At 60.5% G+C, this 18,469-nt stretch carries 16 protein-coding genes and 1 pseudogene; 4 read left to right on the top strand and 13 right to left on the bottom strand.

The window, feature by feature from the left end:
• Positions 1-23: 23 nt before the first annotated feature.
• On the top strand, positions 24-161 hold the full coding sequence (locus F8N80_RS31285) for a hypothetical protein (RefSeq protein ID WP_191632996.1): 138 nt from the start codon (positions 24-26) through the stop codon (positions 159-161).
• Here the strand turns inward: F8N80_RS31285 and F8N80_RS27205 are convergent.
• The 8 genes from F8N80_RS27205 to F8N80_RS27170 form a co-directional block, all read right to left on the bottom strand.
• Complete coding sequence (locus F8N80_RS27205) at positions 155-2,539, bottom strand: efflux RND transporter permease subunit (RefSeq protein ID WP_150785100.1); 2,385 nt, start codon at positions 2,537-2,539, stop codon at positions 155-157. The two genes, F8N80_RS31285 and F8N80_RS27205, sit on opposite strands and share 7 nt — an antisense overlap.
• 28 nt (positions 2,540-2,567) lie before the next feature.
• On the bottom strand, positions 2,568-3,641 hold the full coding sequence (locus F8N80_RS27200; RefSeq protein ID WP_150785099.1) for a WD40/YVTN/BNR-like repeat-containing protein: 1,074 nt from the start codon (positions 3,639-3,641) through the stop codon (positions 2,568-2,570).
• 341 nt (positions 3,642-3,982) lie between these two features.
• Complete coding sequence (gene pepN / locus F8N80_RS27195; RefSeq protein WP_150785098.1) at positions 3,983-6,640, bottom strand: aminopeptidase N; 2,658 nt, start codon at positions 6,638-6,640, stop codon at positions 3,983-3,985.
• A gap of 10 nt (positions 6,641-6,650) precedes the next feature.
• On the bottom strand, positions 6,651-7,481 hold the full coding sequence (locus tag F8N80_RS27190; RefSeq protein WP_150785097.1) for a DUF2797 domain-containing protein: 831 nt from the start codon (positions 7,479-7,481) through the stop codon (positions 6,651-6,653).
• Positions 7,478-7,738 carry a YeaC family protein gene (locus F8N80_RS27185; protein WP_150747065.1) on the bottom strand — a complete coding sequence of 87 codons (261 nt, stop codon included), beginning with the start codon at positions 7,736-7,738 and terminating at the stop codon, positions 7,478-7,480. Before F8N80_RS27185 ends, F8N80_RS27190 begins: the two co-directional genes overlap by 4 nt.
• 32 nt (positions 7,739-7,770) lie before the next feature.
• On the bottom strand, positions 7,771-8,640 hold the full coding sequence (locus F8N80_RS27180) for a rhomboid family intramembrane serine protease (RefSeq protein ID WP_150785096.1): 870 nt from the start codon (positions 8,638-8,640) through the stop codon (positions 7,771-7,773).
• Entirely contained in the window at positions 8,637-9,611 is a 975-nt protein-coding gene (locus F8N80_RS27175) for a metallophosphoesterase (RefSeq protein ID WP_440131198.1), read from the bottom strand. Before F8N80_RS27175 ends, F8N80_RS27180 begins: the two co-directional genes overlap by 4 nt.
• A complete protein-coding gene (locus F8N80_RS27170) occupies positions 9,608-10,498 on the bottom strand; it encodes an NAD(+) kinase (RefSeq protein WP_150747062.1) in 891 nt (296 codons plus the stop codon). Before F8N80_RS27170 ends, F8N80_RS27175 begins: the two co-directional genes overlap by 4 nt.
• 108 nt (positions 10,499-10,606) lie before the next feature.
• On the opposite strand from F8N80_RS27170, the gene F8N80_RS27165 reads away from it, so the two are divergent.
• Positions 10,607-11,557: a DUF1853 family protein gene (locus F8N80_RS27165; RefSeq protein ID WP_150785094.1), complete on the top strand. Its 951-nt coding sequence runs from the start codon at positions 10,607-10,609 to the stop codon at positions 11,555-11,557.
• A gap of 130 nt (positions 11,558-11,687) precedes the next feature.
• Here the strand turns inward: F8N80_RS27165 and F8N80_RS27160 are convergent, their stop codons facing one another.
• The 3 genes from F8N80_RS27160 to F8N80_RS27150 form a co-directional block, all read right to left on the bottom strand.
• Entirely contained in the window at positions 11,688-12,971 is a 1,284-nt protein-coding gene (locus tag F8N80_RS27160; protein ID WP_150785093.1) for an arsenic transporter, read from the bottom strand.
• Positions 12,972-13,013: 42 nt separating this feature from the next.
• Positions 13,014-13,361, bottom strand: coding sequence for a metalloregulator ArsR/SmtB family transcription factor (locus F8N80_RS27155; RefSeq protein ID WP_150747059.1), 348 nt, complete (start codon positions 13,359-13,361; stop codon positions 13,014-13,016).
• Between the two features lie 271 nt (positions 13,362-13,632).
• On the bottom strand, positions 13,633-14,193 hold the full coding sequence (locus tag F8N80_RS27150; RefSeq protein ID WP_150747058.1) for an NADPH-dependent FMN reductase: 561 nt from the start codon (positions 14,191-14,193) through the stop codon (positions 13,633-13,635).
• Between the two features lie 174 nt (positions 14,194-14,367).
• Here F8N80_RS27150 and F8N80_RS27145 point away from each other — a divergent pair, with 174 nt between their 5' ends.
• Together F8N80_RS27145 and F8N80_RS27140 are read left to right on the top strand one after the other, a co-directional pair.
• Positions 14,368-14,628: a hypothetical protein gene (locus F8N80_RS27145; RefSeq protein WP_150747057.1), complete on the top strand. Its 261-nt coding sequence runs from the start codon at positions 14,368-14,370 to the stop codon at positions 14,626-14,628.
• Between the two features lie 88 nt (positions 14,629-14,716).
• Positions 14,717-15,610, top strand: a complete 894-nt coding sequence (locus F8N80_RS27140) for a LysR family transcriptional regulator (protein ID WP_150747056.1) — start codon at positions 14,717-14,719, stop codon at positions 15,608-15,610.
• Here the strand turns inward: F8N80_RS27140 and F8N80_RS27135 are convergent.
• Together F8N80_RS27135 and F8N80_RS27130 are read right to left on the bottom strand one after the other, a co-directional pair.
• A pseudogene (locus F8N80_RS27135) lies at positions 15,576-16,189 on the bottom strand (GNAT family N-acetyltransferase). The gene F8N80_RS27140 and the pseudogene F8N80_RS27135 sit on opposite strands and share 35 nt — an antisense overlap.
• A 14-nt stretch (positions 16,190-16,203) precedes the next feature.
• Positions 16,204-18,459, bottom strand: coding sequence for an Orn/Lys/Arg decarboxylase N-terminal domain-containing protein (locus tag F8N80_RS27130; RefSeq protein WP_150747054.1), 2,256 nt, complete (start codon positions 18,457-18,459; stop codon positions 16,204-16,206).
• Between the last annotated feature and the right edge of the window lie 10 nt (positions 18,460-18,469).

Below are 18,469 nucleotides of genomic sequence, written 5' to 3'. Positions count from 1 at the left end.
CGGAGCCGCTTGTAGGAGCAAGCTTGCTCACGATGGACGTCAACGATAACGCGTTTATTCAGGATAAACGCGTCGCCCTTAAGACCATCGCGAGCAAGCTTGCTCCTACAGTGACCGGCATCAAGCCCGGGCGGGATTGTTTCCAGCATTTGAATCAGTGAGCAAACAACGAATTGCCCTTCTGCCCCGCCAGCTTTTCCGGCTTGATCAGGAATCGCGCCAGCGCAGGCAGCAGCCACAGTGCGCCAAACATGTTCCACAGCAGCATGAAGGTCAGCATCAGGCCCATGTCGGCCTGGAACTTGATGGCCGAGAAGATCCAGGTGCACACGCCGATGGCCAGGCACAGGCCGGTGAACAATACGGCTTTACCGGTGGATTTCAGCGTCTGGTAATAGGCTTCCTGCAACGGCAGGCCGGCACGCAGGAAGCTTTCCAGACGGCTATAGATGTAGATCCCGTAGTCCACGCCGATCCCCACGCCCAGCGCCACTACCGGCAAGGTCGCGACTTTCACGCCGATGCCCATGAACGCCATCAGCGCGTTACCGAGTACCGAGGTCAGGACCAGCGGCAGCACGATGCACAGGGTCGCCGCCCAGGAACGGAAGGTGATCATGCACATGGTCGCGACGCAGAGGTAGACGAGGATCAGGATGGTCAGCTCGGATTCCTTGATCACTTCGTTGGTGGCTGCCTCGATCCCGGCGTTGCCGGCGGCGAGGATGAATTCCAGGCCATCCTTGTTGTTCTCCTTGGCGAATTCCTGCACCGCATGCACCGCGCGGTCCAGGGTTTCGGCCTTGTGGTCATTGAGGAATACAAGCACCGGCGCCAGGGAGCAGTTGTTGTTGTACAGGCCGTCAGCGCGGGCGATGGAGTTGTTCAGCACGTCCGGGTTGCGTGACAGGGTTTCCCATTTCAGGTTGCCCTCGTTCATGCCCTTGATCATCTGCTTGGATACGGTCACCAGCGAGATCGCCGACTGCACGCCCTCGGTGTTCTGCATCTTCCACATCAGCTCGTCGATCGGCGCCATCGCTTCGTAGCGCGAGCAGCCTTCGGACCTGGTCTTGACCATCACCACCAACACGTCGGAACTGGTGGAGTAATTGCTGATGATGAAGTTGTTGTCCTGGTTGTAGCGCGAGTCCGGACGCAGTTCCGGCGCACCCTGGTCGAGGTCACCGATTTTCAGGTTCTGGCTGTACCAGAGGCCGCCACCGAAGGCGATCAGCGCCAGGGCAATGGAGACCGGGGCGACTTTCGGACTGGCAAAGTTCGACAGCAGGCGCCAGAACGGATGTTCGCGATGCGCGTCTTTCTTGCTGCGCTCGACCGCACGTTTGCTGATGCCGACGTAGGAAATCGCCACCGGCAGCAGGATCAGGTTGGTGAAGACAATCACCGCGACGCCGATGGAGGCGCCGATTGCCAGTTCACGGATCACGCCGATATCGATGATCAGCAGCGTGATGAAACCCACCGCATCCGCCAGGATCGCAATCATCCCCGGCAGGAACAGTTGACGGAAGGTTCGCCGCGCGGCCGTCAGGGCGTTGTCCGCTCCGCTGGACTGCAGGGCGATGCCGTTGATCTTCTGTACGCCGTGGGAAATACCGATGGCGAAGATCAGGAACGGCACCAGCATCGAGTACGGATCGAGCCCGAAGCCGAAAAAGTGCATCAGGCCCAGCTGCCAGACCACTGCCACCAGCGTCGTACTCAACACCGCCACGGTGCTGCGCATGCAGTTGGTGAACCAGTAAAGCAGGACCAGGGTAATGACGAACGCCACGCCGAAGAACATCACCACCATGACCAGGCCATCGATCAGGTCGCCGACTTTCTTGGCAAAACCGACGATGTGGATCTGCACGTTGGGGTTCTGGGCTTCGAACTTGTCGCGGATCTTGTCTTCGAGTTCGTGGGAGAACTTGCGATAGTCCAGCGCCAGCAACTTGCCCTGGTCCTGCGGGTCCGGGTAGGACTCCAGCAGCGGGATGTCAACGATGCTCGACTTGAAATCGTTGGCCACCAGGCGCCCGACCTGCCCGGACTTGAGCACGTTGTTGCGCAGCAGGTCGAGGCTTTGCTGGGACCCGTTATAGCTATGGGGAATCACTTCACCACCGGCGAAGCCCTCCTCCGTCACTTCGGTCCAGCGCACACTCGGACTCCACAGCGACTTGAGGCCGGAACGGTCGACGCCGGAGATGTAGAACACCTCGTCGTTGATCTGACGCAGGGTCTCCATGTACTCCTTGGAGAAGATGTCGCCATCGGTGGCTTCAACCGAGATCCGCACGGTGTTGCCCAGGTTCGCCAGATCGTTGCGGTGCTCCATCATCTTTTGAATGAACGGATGATCGAGCGGGATCATTTTTTCGAAACTGGTGGACGGCCGGATCAGCGTCGCCTGCCAGAACAGGAAAACACTGACCAGCAGGCAGATGAAGATCACTGCCGGGCGGTTGTTGAAAATCAGGCGCTCGAGAAACGTCGCCTTGTCGTGATGATGACTGCTCAAGGATGTCATAGACCCGCCTTCTTATTATGTGCCAGGCTCATTTGGACGACCCGTTTTTTCCATTCTCTGCGCCGGCGCCGGTTGGCGAGGTGACGCGAACGCCGCCCTGTCCTGCCAGAATCAGATTGCCGTTGCCCGCCGCGGTGACTGCGGAAACGGAAATGCGATCCGGGCGATTGAACACGCTGAAGGTTTCGCCGTTGTCGTTGCTGCGGATCACCGAACCGCCATTGCCGACGATCACGATCGATCCGTCGTCGAGCAACGTGGCGCCGGACAGGCCGAACTCGAGCGCACCGCGAGCAGCCTTCAACTCGACCTGATCCCAGGTGCTGCCGAAATCCGTGGAGCGATACAGATTGCCCCGCAACCCGTAGACCAGCAGGGTGTTGGCCTGGACGGTGCCGATCACCCCGAACAACGAGCCTTCATATGGACCTTCAAGTTTCTCCCAGGTCTGGCCCCCATCGGCAGAGCGGAACATGCTGCCCTGCTCGCCAACGATGAACAGTCCGGCATCCTTGACGGCCGCGATCGCGTTGAGGTGGAACTGGTCTTCGTTGTCCAGGCGGTCGCTGACGTTTTCCCAGTGCTTGCCACCGTCGGTGGTTGCCATCAAGGCACCGTAGGCGCCCACGGCAAAGCCGCTGTCGACGTCCTGGAACCAGACGTCGAGCAGCGGCGATTCGCGTGTGAGGTCTTCAAACTGCTTGGTCCAGCTGACGCCGCCATCTTCGCTGGCGAGGATCTGCGCGTCATGGCCGACAGCCCAGCCGTGCTTGTCGTCGACGAAGAATACCGAGGTCAGCAGTTGCCGGGTGGGCACCTTGGCCTGGGTCCAGGTTGCGCCCTGGTCATCGGAATACAGGACGTGCCCGCGATCCCCGACCGCCACCAGTCGAGAGCCTGCGCGCACGACGTCGAGCATCAGGCTTTTGCCGGCCTTGGCAGACTCAACGGAATAAACCACATCGGACGCCGGCGCCGCAGCGGCCAGCACAGGTGCCGACAGCACGGCACAGCCCAACAGCGAGAGCGCTGTAGCCAGCAACGCGAATTTGCGTAGTGCCGGCGGGCGGCAGATACCCACACCCATGACAGGCTCACTCATAGACCTTCCCCCATTATTATTGTCAGGTCGTTCAACCTTTTTGGGCGCCGTAAGGGGTGCATCGGGATTGCCTGTTCTGGAACATAGTCCTGAAACCCGCAATCCAGAGCCCCTTCGGAAGCTGGCTTTATCCTATCGGGGTTTGGAAAGGTCTGACAATCGACGCCACGTTATGTTTTGTTAACCAGGGGGGGTTGGGGGGAGGATGAATGATGGGGTATCAGGCGGGGTGATTGGCCTGTAGGAGCCAGGCTTGCCGTCGAACGCGTTCTCAAGTACGCCTTCGCCGGCAAGCCTGGCTCCTACAGTTCTGCGCGAATATCCGCAGAATGGGTCGGCTGTCAGGCCAGGCTCTTGCTCACGACCTCAAACACATCGCTGGACAATTGACCCGAAGCACGAATCCGCTCCAGCTCACCTTTCATCAACGCCTGACGCGCAACGTCGTATTTGCGCCAGCGAGTCAGCGGGGCCAATTGCCGGGAGGCGATCTGCGGGTTGAACCCGTCCAACTCGATCACCAGATCCGTCAGGAACCGATACCCGGAACCGTCCGCCGCATGGAAGTTGATCAGGTTCTGCCCGGCAAACGCGCCGACCAGCGCCCGTACCTTGTTCGGGTTCTTGATGTTGAACGCAGGATGCTGCATCAACTGACGAACCCGCTCCAGACCACCTGGCAAAGTACTGCCGGCCTGGACGCTGAACCACTGATCCATGACCAGCGGATTGTCCTTGAAGTGCTCGGCAAAACTCGCCAGGGCCGTCGCCTTCTGCTCCTCGAACGGCGAATTCACCAGCACCGCCAGCGCCGTCAGGCGCTCGGTCATGTTGTCGCTGGTTTCAAATTGCTCGAGCGTCGCCGCCAACACTTGCGGCTTGCCGCTCAACATCAGGTACGACAGCGCAATGTTCTGCAGCGCGCGACGGGCGAAGTGCTCGGCCTCGGCCACATAGGGGGTCTGCTTGGAGAGATCGCGATTCGCCTGATAACGCAGCCACAGCGCCTCGAACAATCCTTCTGCCAATTGTTGACGGGCAAACTCGCGAGCGATGTGGATGGCGTCGACGTCGGCCACTTCACTGATCTCGGTCAGATACGCTTCGCCCGGCAGCGAGAGCATTTCGGCGACCATCGCCTGGTCCAGCGTCTCGTCCGCCAGCACGGTGCGCAAGGCAGAAATCAGACGCTGGTCGAGCACCAGCTTCTCGCCCTTCTGATGATCGGCAATCAGCTCCTGCAAGACCTGAACCGACAATTGCTGACCGGCATCCCAGCGATTGAAGCCGTCGCTGTCATGCTGCATCAAAAACATCAGTTGGTCGCGGTCGTACGGGAAGCTCAGTTTCACCGGGGCCGAGAAGCCGCGCAGCAACGAAGGCAGTGGTTTTTCGGCGATGTCGATGAAGGTAAAGGTCTGCTCGGCTTCGGTCACCGAAATAACCCGCGAAGTGCCTTGAGCGGCGGCTTCTCCAGAAAGACGCAAGGCAATCTCACCGCCCTTGCTGTCCAGCAGGCCCAGTTCCACCGGAATCACGAACGGCAGTTTTTCAACCTTGTCCGGGGTCGCCGGGCAGCTCTGGCGGAAGGTCAGGCTGTAGGTTTTGGCCGCAGCATCATAGGACTCGCTCACCGCCAAACGCGGGGTGCCGGCCTGGCTGTACCAGCGCTTGAACTGGGTCAGGTCGACACCGTTGGCGTCTTCCATGGCCTTGATGAAATCGTCGCAGGTCACGGCCTGGCCATCGTGGCGTTCGAAGTACAGGTCGCTGCCTTTGCGAAAGCCTTCGGCGCCAAGCAAGGTGTGGATCATGCCCACCACTTCCGAACCCTTTTCGTACACGGTCAGGGTGTAGAAGTTGGAGATCTCGATGAAACTGTCCGGGCGCACGGCGTGAGCCATGGGACCGGCGTCTTCGGCGAACTGGTGGGTGCGCAGGTAGGCCACGTCCTGGATACGCTTGACCGTGGCCGAGTTCATGTCGGCGGAGAAGCCCGAATCGCGGAACACGGTGAAGCCTTCCTTGAGCGACAGCTGGAACCAGTCGCGGCAGGTCACGCGGTTGCCCGACCAGTTGTGGAAGTATTCGTGGGCAACGATCGCTTCCACGCGCTGGTGCGCCGCGTCGGTGGCGGTTTCGGCCTTCGCCAGCACGGCGCTGGAGTTAAAGATGTTGAGGCCCTTGTTCTCCATGGCGCCCATGTTGAAGTCATTGACCGCGACGATCATGAAGATGTCCAGGTCGTACTCGCGACCGTAGACCTCTTCGTCCCAGCGCATCGACTTTTTCAGGCTGTTCATGGCGTGCTGGCACTTGTCGATGTTTTCCGGCTCGACGTAGATGCGCAGCGCCACGGAGCGCTCGGTCATGGTGGTGAAACTGTCTTCGACGCACCACAGATCACCGGCCACCAGCGCGAACAGGTAGGCCGGTTTCTTGAACGGGTCTTCCCAGGTCGCCCAGTGCCGGCCCTCTTCACCGGGACCCGAGGCAATCGGGTTACCGTTCGACAGCAGCACCGGATAGCTGTGCTGCTCGGCAACCACAGTCGTGGTGAACGTGCTCATCACGTCCGGGCGGTCGAGGTAATAGGTGATCTTGCGGAAGCCTTCGGCCTCGCACTGGGTGCAGAACATCGTGCCGGACTTGTACAGGCCTTCCAGCGCGGTGTTGGTTTCCGGATGGATCCTGACGCTGGTGTCGACCGTGAAGGTGGTGCCGGTCGGGTGCAGGGTCAGGTGATTTTCAGTCAGCTGGTAGTCCGCAATGCTCAGCTCACGATCGGCCAGCGTCACCGACAACAACTCCAGTTGCTGGCCGTCCAGCACCAGCGGCGGCAGGCCCGGGCCACGCTCGGGATTGCGGCGCATCACCAGTTGCGCATGGACCAGGCTGTGGTCCTCGAACAACTCGAAGGTCAGGTGCGTCTCGTCGATCAGGTATTCGGGGGCCTGATAGTCCTTCAGGTAGATCATCTTCGGTTGTTCGGTGCGCATGCTGGAGTCCTTACTGATGCACGGCGAGCTGATAGGCCGTGTATTTACGAATATTGATCACGCCGGTGTCGAAAATCAGGTACTGGCCCTTGATCCCCAACAGCGTGCCTTCGGCAATCGGGTTCTTGTCCAGGTTGAAGCTGACAATCTTCGCCGGGTATTGCTCGATCGGATAGCGGATTTCGAGCGGTTCGACATCGGTAATGGTCTGGATCGCCTGCAGGCCGAATCGTTCCTGCAGACCTTGCAACCCTTCGGCACAGCTTTCAAACAGCTGATCGCGAACCTGGGCCAGATCCACCGCAATCGCGTCGCCCTTGAGTAAAGCACGCCAATTGGTCTTGTCCGCCACCTGGCTGCGAAACAGGTCTTCGACAAAGCCCGATTGCTGACGGGTCGAGACGCGCATGATGGGCAGGGCCTGACTGGCACCCTGATCGATCCAGCGAGTCGGCAGCTGGGTGGCCCGGGTAATGCCGACCTTCACCCCCGACGAGTTGGACAGGTACACGATGTGATCGGTCATGCAGAACTGCTCGCCCCACTCAGGCTCCCGGCAGGTGCCGGCGTCGTAGTGGCAACGCTCCGGGCTCATGATGCACAGGTCGCACTGCGCCAGTTTGGTCATGCACGGGTAGCAATAACCCTGGCTGAAACTGGTTTTGGTCTTGCGTCCGCAATGGGAGCAAAAGATCGCCCCCAGGTATTCCAGGCGCACCGTGGTGCCGATCAAGGGATTGACCGGTACCTCGACGTCATCCAGGCGAAACGCGTATTGCACGTCCGGCCCGTCCAGGCGCGCCGACATTTTGCTGATTGCACCGCGGCCAATCTCGATCAATGGATGGCATCCGACTTGAACAGGATGTTCGGTACGGTGAGCGACTTGGAGCTGCATTCCTGCGGGCCCATGTAGCCGGTACGTTCTTCCTCGGGCAGGTTCTGGATTTCCCAGGCGATCATCGCTTGCAACGACAGCTCCCGCTGTTCGGCGGTGAGTTTGCCACCGTCGGACCATTTGCCGATTTCCACCGCCAGTTTCAGGCTCCGGTAGATATCGGGGGTGATGTTTTTGATCATTTCGTTAAAAGAGGACATCAGGTCTCCGCACTCTTTGTTACATAGCTTGTTTAGATGGCCAGTTTACGGCGGTTGTACAAACCACCCAACAGACCGGTGAAGCATCCGATGAGTAACCCGCTGACGTGGGCCGCGTTGGCGATTTCACCGAAGCCGATCATCGAGACCAGCCCGGACAGGCAGAGCAGCAGCCACACCAGCATCATCACCAGCACGCCACGCGGCAGGCGATAGGCCGGGTTCGGCGCCAGGATCTGGAAAATCCAGCAATGCCCCAGCAGGCCGTATAGCACCCCGGACAACCCGCCAAACAGGGTCGGGCCGCTGAAAACGAACTGGGTATAGTTGGACACCAGGCTGAACAGCAAGGTCAGGCCGATCAGGTTGATACTGCCCTGGCGCGACTCGATGCGCCGCCCCAGCTCCCAGTACCACATGCCGTTCATGGCCAGGTGCAGGATGCCGAAATGGATCAGCATCGGCGTCACCAGGCGCCACCATTGCCCTGCCGCCAGACTGTCGGCCAACGGCACGAAATGGATGTAGTCGCCGACGATGCGGAAATCGAGAAAGGTCAGCCAGCGCATCGTGGTGAAGTTTTCGCCCAACAGCGTCACCGCGCCGACCAGCAGGCTCAGCACCAGCACCAGTGCAGTCGCCTTGGCGTAGCGCAATTGCTCGACAAAACCGGGGCGACCGGTGCTCGGTGCCACGGGGATGTCGAGCTGTTGATCGGGATCGCCCGCGGGGAAACGTTCGTACAACGAACGCACGTCTTCACTGATGTTCGCCGGCACCCACAGCACCTGCTCGCCCGCCTCTTCACTGACCCGATGCGGCACCTGCATGCGCTGCAGCAACTTGACGAAGCCACTCAGGTCCACCGCCAGGGGCAGGCGCAATACTGCAACGGCACTCATTGCAACACCTGCGGCCGCTCGACATCGACCCAGACGAACTTATGCGGATCGAGACGGGTTTCCTGATCCAGGCGATAGGCCACCAGTTTGCCGTAAAGCACCGCGCTGTAGTCCAGGCAGGCCAGGTTCGGCCGGATCGGTGCCGGTTTGCCGCTGCGCCAGTAATGACCGACGAACAGCAGAGGCTCATCGACGCCATAGCGCAGCAAGGTGTCTTTCTCTGTGGACGACAAAGGCGTTTGCGCCACGGGCTCTGGCAATGCATCGGGCTGGAACACAATGTCTCCGTAGGTTTGCGGATCTTCTTCCCAGAACTTGGTGCGGAAGAACGAACGTATCAGGCCATCGCCGCTGGTCATGGTCAGCCCATGGGGCAAACGCATGTCGGTGCCGCGCAGCAAGCGATCGAATACGGTGCAGGCAAAGCTGCCGGGCACCGCCGAGGCCTGGAGAAAATGCTCATCGACGCAACCGTCGCGAAATAGCGCCCGCAACGGTTCGATCAGTCCGGCATCCCAGCAGGCATGCACGACCCGGAAGCGCCCGGCATCGACGAACAAGGGCAATTCATAGAACCATTGCAGGAAGTCGTGCCAGTCAGCCGGATGGTGTTCGAACTGGGTCAGGGTTTCTTTGAGCAGACGGGCATGGCGCGGCGAGTGTTCACGGACGAATTGCTTGCCGCTCCCCGCAAGCGCAGGGGTGCTCCAGCCCAAGGCGTTGAATTCATGGTTGCCCATGATGCATAGCGCCTGGCCGGCCTCGACCATGTCGTGGACAATGTGCAGCGCCTCGCGAATCCGCGGGCCGCGGTCGATGATGTCGCCGACGAACACCGCCATACGCGACGGATGCCGCCAGACGCCGCCCTGTTTTTGATAACCGAGTCGGTCGAGCAAGTGCTCAAGGGTCAGAGCGCAACCGTGCACGTCACCGATGAGGTCGTAGCTACGCGCGGGATCGAGCATCAGTCGCCTCCACCACCCAACCGACTGCCCCAGCCGAGTTTGGTCCGGCACACTTCATAGTAGTTGTGGTCGAGTGGATGAATCAGCCGCAACTTCTGCGCCTTCTTGCTGATGGTGATGGTGTCGCCGGGCGCGCAGGTGAAATGGTTCTGCCCGTCACAGGAGACTTGCGGGTAGATCTGCATATCCTTGGACACGACGATTTTCAGCTCACTGTTGCCTTCGACCACAATTGGCCGGCCCGATAAGGTATGGGGGTACATCGGCACAATCACGATAGCGTCGAGCTTGGGGTGCATGATCGGTCCGCCCGCCGACAGTGCGTAGGCCGTCGAGCCGGTGGGCGTGGAGACGATCAGGCCGTCGGCCTTCTGGCTGCAGACGAACTGGCCGTCGATGTACAGCTCGAACTCGATCATCCGCGTCGATTTGCCAGGGTGCAGCACCACATCGTTCAGCGCATCGCCCTGGCCAATGGCCTCGGCGTGACGCCGGACTTCGGCCTGCAGCAGGAAGCGGTTTTCCACCAGATAATGGCCGTCGAGCACTTCGGCGACTTTCACTTCCAGTTCATCGGGGCGAATATCGGTCAGGAAACCCAGGCTGCCGCGGTTGATGCCCAGCACCGGAACATTGTGTCGGGCCAACGCACGAGCAGCCCCCAGCAGGCTGCCGTCACCGCCGACCACAATCACCATGTCACAGACTTCGCCGAGCATCTTGCGTGACGAGGTTTGCAGGCCATGACCGGGCAAGACTTCGGCAATGGTGTCTTCGAGGATCACGTGCAGGTGACGGTCGAGCAGAAACCGTTTCAGTCGGCGGACGGTATCCAGCACCTGGGAACTGCCCAGGCGACCGATGATGCCGATATTACGAAATTGCTCCATGGGGTTCCTGCGAGGACGGCGAAAAACACGATTATGGGCGAAAGCGCGGGATAGACAAAATCCTTTCAGCCACAACGGTGCACTCATGATTGAGGCTATGCTCGCAAGATGATCCTATTTCCTGATTTGCTGCAGTTGCCCCATCAGTTGCGCCACCCGGAAGTGCGCGACCTGGCCTGGGTCATCCTCGCGCCGCCCATGCTCAGCGATACGCCGTGGCCCCAACGCCATCCGCTGGCCGGCAGTGACTGGGTTCAGGCGCCGCAACGGCTGGAGTTGTGGCTGCGGCAACTCGATCGCGACAGTTATGACTTGCTGCACTGGCTGGCCCAGGCCCGGACCCGGCGCCTGGGTTTGTATTACGAACGTCTATGGCAGTACGCGGTGCGCCACGCACCGGGCATCGAGCTGATTGCCGCTAACATGCCGATCCGCCGCGGGGGGCACACCCTGGGTGAACTGGACATGTTGCTGCGCGATCGTGACGGCGTGCACCACCTGGAACTGGCGATCAAACTCTACCTCGGCCCGCAGAACGGCAACGGACACGACACGGCGCAGTGGCTCGGCCCGGGCTGCCACGATCGGCTGGACCGCAAGCTCGCCCACCTCAGCCAGCATCAATTGCCGATTTCCGCCCGCCCGGAGAGTCGTGAAGTGCTGGCGGCGCTGGATATCCGGCAGTTCAGTGCGCATTTGTGGCTCGGCGGCTATCTGCTGTATCCGTGGCCGGGGCCGTCCGCACCACCCGACGGTGCGCATGCGCAGCATTTGCGTGGCAGCTGGTTGCATCAAAAGGACTGGGCCGACTTTGTCGTGCAGCGCCCGTTCGGCCGCTGGCAACCCCTGCCCCGCCACGCCTGGCTGGCGCCAGCGCATTATCCGGTGGAGCAGACCTGGAATACCGGGCAGCTGGATGCGTGGCTCAGCGATCTGGAGCCGCTGGCCCCGGCACAGTTGCTGGTGCGGCTGGCAGAGAATGGCGATGGGGATTGGGAGGAAGCGGAGCGGTTGTTTCTGGTGGCGGATCTTTGGCCGAATGTGCCGGGTAGTGGTTGAACCTCGTATTGGCAGGACTGGCCGCTTCGCGGGCAAGCCTCGCTACTACAGGGCTTGTGTCGTTACTGCATTCTGTGATCCACACAATTCCTGTAGGAGCGAGGCTTGCCCGCGAAGAGGCCGACGCGGTCTAAAGGGACAACCGCAACGCCAACGCCGCCAACGTCACCAACAACACCGGCACCGTCAACACAATCCCGACCTTGAAGTAATACCCCCAGCCGATCCGGATGTTCTTGCGCTGCAGCACATGCAGCCACAACAACGTCGCCAGGCTGCCGATCGGCGTGATTTTCGGCCCCAGATCACTGCCGATGACGTTGGCATAGATCATCGCCTCCTTCACCACCCCCGTTGCCTGACTGGCCTCGATCGACAGCAACCCGATCAGCACTGTCGGCAAATTATTCATCATCGACGACAGCAGCGCCGTCAACAGCCCGGTGCCCATGGCCGCGCCCCAGACACCGTAACCGGCAAAGCCGTCCAGCCAGCCGGCCAGATAGCCGGTGAGCCCGGCGTTGCGCAGGCCGTAGACCACCAGGTACATACCCAGTGAGAAGATAACGATCTGCCATGGCGCTTCCTTGATCACCTTGCGCGTGGAAATCTTGTGGCCACGGGCAGCGATGGCCAACAGCAACGCGGCGCACACCGCCGAAATGGCACTGATCGGAATGCCCAGCGGTTCCAGGGCGAAGCAGCCGAGCAACAGAATCGCCAAGACCCCCCAGCCGGCAAAAAACGTCGCCTTGTCATGGATCGCGCACGCCGGATGTTCCAGCTGTTCGGGATCGTAGTCCTCGGGAATGTCGCGCCGGAAAAACCACATCAACATCCCAAGGGTCGCTGCAACGCTCACCAGGTTGACCGGGATCATGACGGCCGCATAACGATTGAACGTGATGTTGAAGAAGTCGGCGGACACGATGTTCACCAGGTTCGACACCACCAGCGGCAGACTCGCGGTGTCGGCAATAAAACCGGCGCCCATGACGAATGCCAGGGTGGCCGCCGGAGAAAAACGCAGGGCCAGCAGCATGGAAATCACGATCGGTGTAAGAATCAACGCCGCGCCGTCATTGGCAAACAACGCCGAGACCAGGGCTCCGAGCAGCACCATGTAAGCAAACAATTTGCGTCCGCTGCCCCTGCCCCAGCGCGCCACATGCAGTGCCGCCCAGGCGAAGAACCCCGCCTCGTCCAGCAGCAGGCTGATGATGATCAGTGCGACAAAGGTGCCGGTGGCATTCCAGATGATCTGCCACACAATCGGGATATCGCCCAAGTGCACCACACCGAAAATCAACGCCAGCACGGCGCCCAATACCGCACTCCAACCGACGCCGAGGCCTTTGGGTTGCCAGATCACCAGGGTGATGGTCAGCAGGAAAATCAACGACGCAATGAGCATGCACAGCAGCCTTCAAACAGGGGGCGGAACGAAGATCAGGGTTCAACAGCAGCGTTCAGGTCGATCGCTCATGGCGTGCAGTCGCGCGACATCCGCCGCCAGCCAGCCTTGATGATCGGCCAGCGCGCCCTGCATTAGCGTGATCACCCAGGGCGACAAGTCCGGGTGCAGGCGATAAAACACCCATTGCCCCTGGCGCCGGTCCGTCAACAGGCCATTGCTGCGCAATAGCGCCAGATGACGGGAAATCTTCGGCTGGCTGAGGTCCAGCCCGGCGGTCAACTCGCACACGCACAACTCGCCTTCGCGGGCAATCAGCAAGGCGATTCGACTGCGGGTGTCATCGGCCAGGGCCTTGAAAATATCGACGGGACTGCGGGAGTCGGACATGAGGAGCACGCATCTGGGCAAACGAAGCGTGAATATATGGAATTTCGAATATGCAGTAAAGCGCAGATTCCCGGGCGAGCGCTAATGCCCAGTCAGTCAGCGCGGAACCCTGTGGGAGCGGGCTTGCTCGCGAAAGCGGTGTGTCAGGCGACATCAATATTGACTGTGCCACGGTCTTCGCGAGCAAGCCCGCTCCCACAGGTCCCGCGCTGACTGGCTGGTATTGGGGCTCGCCCCCTCGCCACAGGCAAGCTCGCTCCTACAAGGCTCTTCACATTTTCTTGTGCTGCTCGACCCATTTTCCGTAGGCATTGATGAATTTCTGCAGGAACGGCCTGACCGTCTCGGACAATTTGCCAGCCTCATCGAACGCCGAACCCGCGCCGTTCAGGTAGGCTTCCGGTTGCTGCATGCAGGGTACATCGAGGAACACCATGGACTGGCGCAGGTGATGGTTGGCGCCGAATCCGCCCACCGCACCCGGCGAAACGCTGATCACCGCCCCCGGCTTCCCGCCCCAGGCACTCTGGCCATAGGGGCGTGAACCGACGTCGATCGCATTCTTCAATGGCGCCGGCACCGAACGGTTGTATTCGGGGGTCACGAACAGCAATGCGTCGGATGAGCTCACTTGTTGTCGGAAAGTGCTGTAGGCTGCCGGCGGTGAAGCGCCATCGATGTCTTCGTTGTAGAGCGGCAGGTCGCCGATTTCGATGATGTTCAGCTTGAGATTCGCCGGCGCCAGATCGGCCAGGGCCAGAGCGACCTTGCGATTGATCGATTCCTTTCTCAAGCTGCCGACCAGTACGGCGATCGTGTAGACATTGCTCATGGAAGACTCTCGACTGTCCGATAGAAAGAGCTAGTAGTTATAGATGACGATTCAAGCAGTGGGCGACTAAAACATCGCCCTTGACTATTTTTTTCCAGCAGGAAAACTTACCTCGCCCAACCACGGTCCACAAACCCGCAAATTGGGTGATTTATCTCCAGAGGTTTTAAGCAGATGGCAGCAGTACGCATCGGTCAGTTCCATGCAAGAGACGCAGAAGGCCGCGTTTATCTAGTGCATGAGTTCCAGGACTCCACCCCGTCGGAAGACGGTCTTACCGGCTCGGTGCCTGTCACTACCTACAAGCTGGCCATTGGCGATCGAATGAGAAAAATCGATGACAACCGGTTTCAGCTGATTCAATCGGACGTCACTATCACGCGCGAACCTGACACTTATGTCGGACAGCTGCCGGAAACCACCGTCGCCTCATAACTTGCCGTTATGAGCAGAAGTCATATGCGCGCACTTGGGTTAGGATTCATTCACTGACTCCCTCATCTGCCGAACATGGACTTCACGCATGCGTTTACGTCATATCGAAGTGATCCAGGCGCTCTTGCAGACCGGTCACCTGGGCACCGCCGCCGAATGGCTGCAGTTGCCGGTGGCCGAGGTTGAACGCATTCTGCGCGATGCCGAGGATCAGTTGGGTTTCATGCTGTTTTCCAGCGTGCGTGGACGCCTGCAGGCTACGCGGGAGGCACGGGCGTTGCAGGTGCAAATCGCCCATGTCTATGACGCGCTCGAGCCGGTCCAGCGTCTGGCCAGCAGCCTCAAGCACTATCAAGCCCCGCCCCTGCGCATTATCTGCACCCCGCCCCTGGCCCAACAGCTGTTGCCGCAGAGCATCGCGACCTTGCGTCGACGTCTGCCCGACGCGCCTTGCAGCCTGCTAAGCCAGCCCACCCGCGAGATCGTCAGAAGCCTGTTGCTGCGCGAAAGCGACCTGGGCCTGAGCCTGCACGACCCCGATCACGCCGACCTCCATTGCCAGGTGATCGCCCAGGGTAAGCTTCAGCTGCTCGCCCCCCATGGCTGGTTGCAACCGAAACAGAAGTACATCTCGCTGCAAGACCTGGCGGGACAATCGATGGTGGGGCTGGAAGGTCATGATCCGTTGAGCACGGCGCTCGACCACAAACTGCACGCGTTACGCCCGGCCCCGGTGATCCATACCCGGGTTCAGACCTATCAGATGATGCGCAGCATGGTCGAAGCCGGCGAAGGCCTGGCGATCGTCGACCCGTTTACCGCGCTCGGGGCCAGATCGACCGGGCTCGACGCTTGCCCGCTGGCGCCCGCGGTGCCGATCAGCCTCTATGCCCTGACCCTGAAAAACGGCGAACCCTCGCTGGCCGTTCAGGCATTACTGGACATCGTCACGGAACAAGCCGCGGCGATGCTGGCGAGCTGAGCGGTTTTCCAGCGGGTTATCGAACAATCGATACCAGAACAATGCCACTTCGGCGGTGTTCGGGTCGATGCCGCGATAGCGCAAATGATCGATCCCGCCCACCACGAAGCCGCAACGCTCATAGAGCCGGCAGGCGCCCAGGTTATTGTTCTGGGTTTCGAGCATGATGCCCGGCAGTTTTTTCTTGCGACTCCAGAACTGCGCCACCTCCAGCAGCGCCTTGGCCACGCCATGCCGGCGCGCTGGCGCGTGCACCGCCAACTCATCGATGTGGGCAAAGCCGTTCCAGTTGGTGCTGACCACCAGGTGACCCACCGGCTCGTCATCCAGATAAGCCATGAAAATGTCGCAGTCGGGCGCCTCGCGGAAACTGCTGAATTCCTCGGGATCGATGCCGTAGCACTTGCGGTAAGGCGTGATCGACGTCACCGGCCAGCGCTGCACCGGCTTGCCGATTTGCGCGGCGCCATAGGCCGCGACTTCAAAACTGAAATCACTGCCCCAGATATAAGCGGCGAAACCATCGTCGGCAACCCGCACCGACAGCCCTGGGTATTGCGGATTCATGACCGGTTGCATACTGGGAAAAGTCCTCATTCCTTGATGCAATCGACGGTGTAATGCCGTCCATTGCCCTCGTCTTCGTGTTGCAAGCCGTGCACATCGACGACAAATCCCGGGAAGCTGCTGTCGAACGTACGGGCAAACGCCAGGTAATCGATGATCGAGCGCGTCGACTCGGTAAAACGTTCGCCGGGCATGATCAACGGTATCCCCGGTGGGTACGGCACCAGCATCACCGCGGCGATCCGCCCATCCAGAGCATCGATGGCCACCGCTTCAACGTCGCCACGCACCAGTTGATCATAGGCGTCAGATGGCTTCATGGCGATTTCCGGCAGCACGGTGTACATGCGTTTGAGGTGTTTGGCCGTGGCGTTGCTGCGGTAGCAGGCGTGCAATTGATCGCACAGATCGCGCAGCCCCATGCCCTGATAGCGCGCGACATTCGCTTGCGCCACGCACGGCAGGCAGCTGGCGAGACTGACGTTGGCATCGTAGCTGCGCTTGAATTCCAGCAACTCGGTCAGCAGCGTGCTCCATTTGCCCTTGGTGATGCCCATGGAAAACAGCACCAGGAATGAATACAGCCCGGTCTTTTCGACGACCAGGCCACGTTCCCAGAGGAATTTGCTGACCACCGCCGCCGGAATTCCGCGCTCGCTAAGCGCTCCGCCTGCGGTCAGGCCCGGCATCACCAGGGTGACCTTGATCGGATCGAGCAATACGTAGTCATCGGTCACGCCGCCAAAACCGTGCCAGTCGGCCTCGGGTTGCAGCAACCAGTCTTCGGTGACCACACGGTCGATGCCTTCCACCGACGGTGGCTGCCAGATGGAGAACCACCAGTCATCGGCCGCAATGTGCTGGCGCAGATTGGCCAGGGCCCGGCGAAAACTCAGGGCCTCGTCGAACATTTCCTGCAACAGCGAACGTCCTGCCGGGCCCTCCATCATGGCCGATGCCACGTCCAGGGACGCGATGATGCTGTACTGCGGCGAGGTGGAGATGTGCATCATGAACGCTTCGTTGAAGCGATCCCGGTCCAGTTGTCGCGCGCCGCCGTCCTGGACGTGAATCATCGAGGCCTGGCTGAACGCGGCCAACAGCTTGTGGGTGGAATGGGTGGTGAACACCAACGGGCCGTCTTCACTGCGGGAAGTGCCCATGCCGTAGCGTCCGGCAAAAAATTCATGAAATGCCGCATAAGCGTACCAGGCCTCATCGAAGTGCAAGACCTCGACGCTGTTGCCCAGGTTTTGCTTGATCAGCTCGGCGTTGTAACAGAGGCCGTCGTAGGTGGAGTTGGTAATCACCGCGAGTTTGACTTTGGGCGCCCGCCCCTTGGTCAGCGGGCTGGCGTCGATCTTGGCCTGGATCGATTCGCGACTGAATTCGCTCAAGGGAATCGGACCGATGATCCCCAGCTCATTGCGCTCCGGGCACAGGTACAGCGGGATGGCGCCGGTCATGATGATCGAATGCAGCACCGACTTGTGACAGTTGCGATCCACCAGCACCAGGTCATCCCGGGCGACCATCGAATGCCAGACGATCTTGTTCGCGGTCGAGGTGCCGTTGATGACGAAGAAGGTATGGTCGGCGCCGAAGTTGCGGGCGGCACGGGCCTCCGCTTCTGCCAGGGGGCCGGTGTGATCGAGCAGCGAGCCCAGTTCCGGCACCGACACCGACAGGTCCGAGCGCAGGGTGTTTTCGCCGAAGAACTGGTGAAACGCCTGCCCGACCGGACTCTTGTGATACGCCACGCCACCGCCATGACCGGGCGTGTGCCAGGAATAATTGGAGTCGGCGGTGTGTTGCACCAGGGCTTTGAAGAACGGTGGCAGCAGGCCATCCAGGTACTTGCGCGCGGCGCGGGCCACCTGACGAGCGAGGAATGGCACGGTGTCTTCGAACAGGTACAGAATGCCGCGCAACTGATTGAGTTCGGCCATGGCATCGGCCGGGGCGTTCTCCAGGGTCACCTGTTCGCCCAGGGCGAAAATCGGCAGGTCCGGCGCACGCACCCGCGCCAGGCCGATCAGCTCGGCCATGTTGTGCAGCAGGTGCGAGTTGGTGCTGGCGTCCTCGGCGGCGATCAACATGCACGAGAGACCGTGATGGGTCGAGGCGACGAGGCGTCCTTCGGTGTAATCCACGGCGCCGAGAATACTGAAGCCTTCCTGCTCCAGCTCCCGGGCAATACCCCGCACACGGTCACCGGCGACGGTGTCGGCCTTGATGTCGCGATGAACGATCAGGACCGGAAATTTCAGATCTTTATACATGAGGCTCAGT

Source organism: Pseudomonas fluorescens, assembly GCF_902497995.1.
In the GTDB taxonomy this organism is placed as follows: Bacteria; Pseudomonadota; Gammaproteobacteria; order Pseudomonadales; family Pseudomonadaceae; genus Aquipseudomonas; species Aquipseudomonas fluorescens_BK.
The sequence above is the reverse complement of the archived record's forward strand: the minus strand, read 5'-3'. Positions and strand labels throughout refer to the sequence as shown.

Excerpts from the sequence above, each read along its gene's own strand:
- F8N80_RS27205 (WP_150785100.1), bottom strand. The coding sequence starts at position 2,539 with ATGACATCCTTGAGCAGTCATCATCACGACAAGGCGACGTTTCTCGAG.
- F8N80_RS27200 (WP_150785099.1), bottom strand. The coding sequence starts at position 3,641 with ATGAGTGAGCCTGTCATGGGTGTGGGTATCTGCCGCCCGCCGGCACTA.
- pepN (WP_150785098.1), bottom strand. The coding sequence starts at position 6,640 with ATGCGCACCGAACAACCGAAGATGATCTACCTGAAGGACTATCAGGCC.
- F8N80_RS27185 (WP_150747065.1), bottom strand. The coding sequence starts at position 7,738 with ATGTCCTCTTTTAACGAAATGATCAAAAACATCACCCCCGATATCTAC.
- F8N80_RS27180 (WP_150785096.1), bottom strand. The coding sequence starts at position 8,640 with ATGAGTGCCGTTGCAGTATTGCGCCTGCCCCTGGCGGTGGACCTGAGT.
- F8N80_RS27170 (WP_150747062.1), bottom strand. The coding sequence starts at position 10,498 with ATGGAGCAATTTCGTAATATCGGCATCATCGGTCGCCTGGGCAGTTCC.
- F8N80_RS27165 (WP_150785094.1), top strand. The coding sequence starts at position 10,607 with ATGATCCTATTTCCTGATTTGCTGCAGTTGCCCCATCAGTTGCGCCAC.
- F8N80_RS27160 (WP_150785093.1), bottom strand. The coding sequence starts at position 12,971 with ATGCTCATTGCGTCGTTGATTTTCCTGCTGACCATCACCCTGGTGATC.
- F8N80_RS27155 (WP_150747059.1), bottom strand. The coding sequence starts at position 13,361 with ATGTCCGACTCCCGCAGTCCCGTCGATATTTTCAAGGCCCTGGCCGAT.
- F8N80_RS27150 (WP_150747058.1), bottom strand. The coding sequence starts at position 14,193 with ATGAGCAATGTCTACACGATCGCCGTACTGGTCGGCAGCTTGAGAAAG.
- F8N80_RS27145 (WP_150747057.1), top strand. The coding sequence starts at position 14,368 with ATGGCAGCAGTACGCATCGGTCAGTTCCATGCAAGAGACGCAGAAGGC.
- F8N80_RS27140 (WP_150747056.1), top strand. The coding sequence starts at position 14,717 with ATGCGTTTACGTCATATCGAAGTGATCCAGGCGCTCTTGCAGACCGGT.
- F8N80_RS27130 (WP_150747054.1), bottom strand. The coding sequence starts at position 18,459 with ATGTATAAAGATCTGAAATTTCCGGTCCTGATCGTTCATCGCGACATC.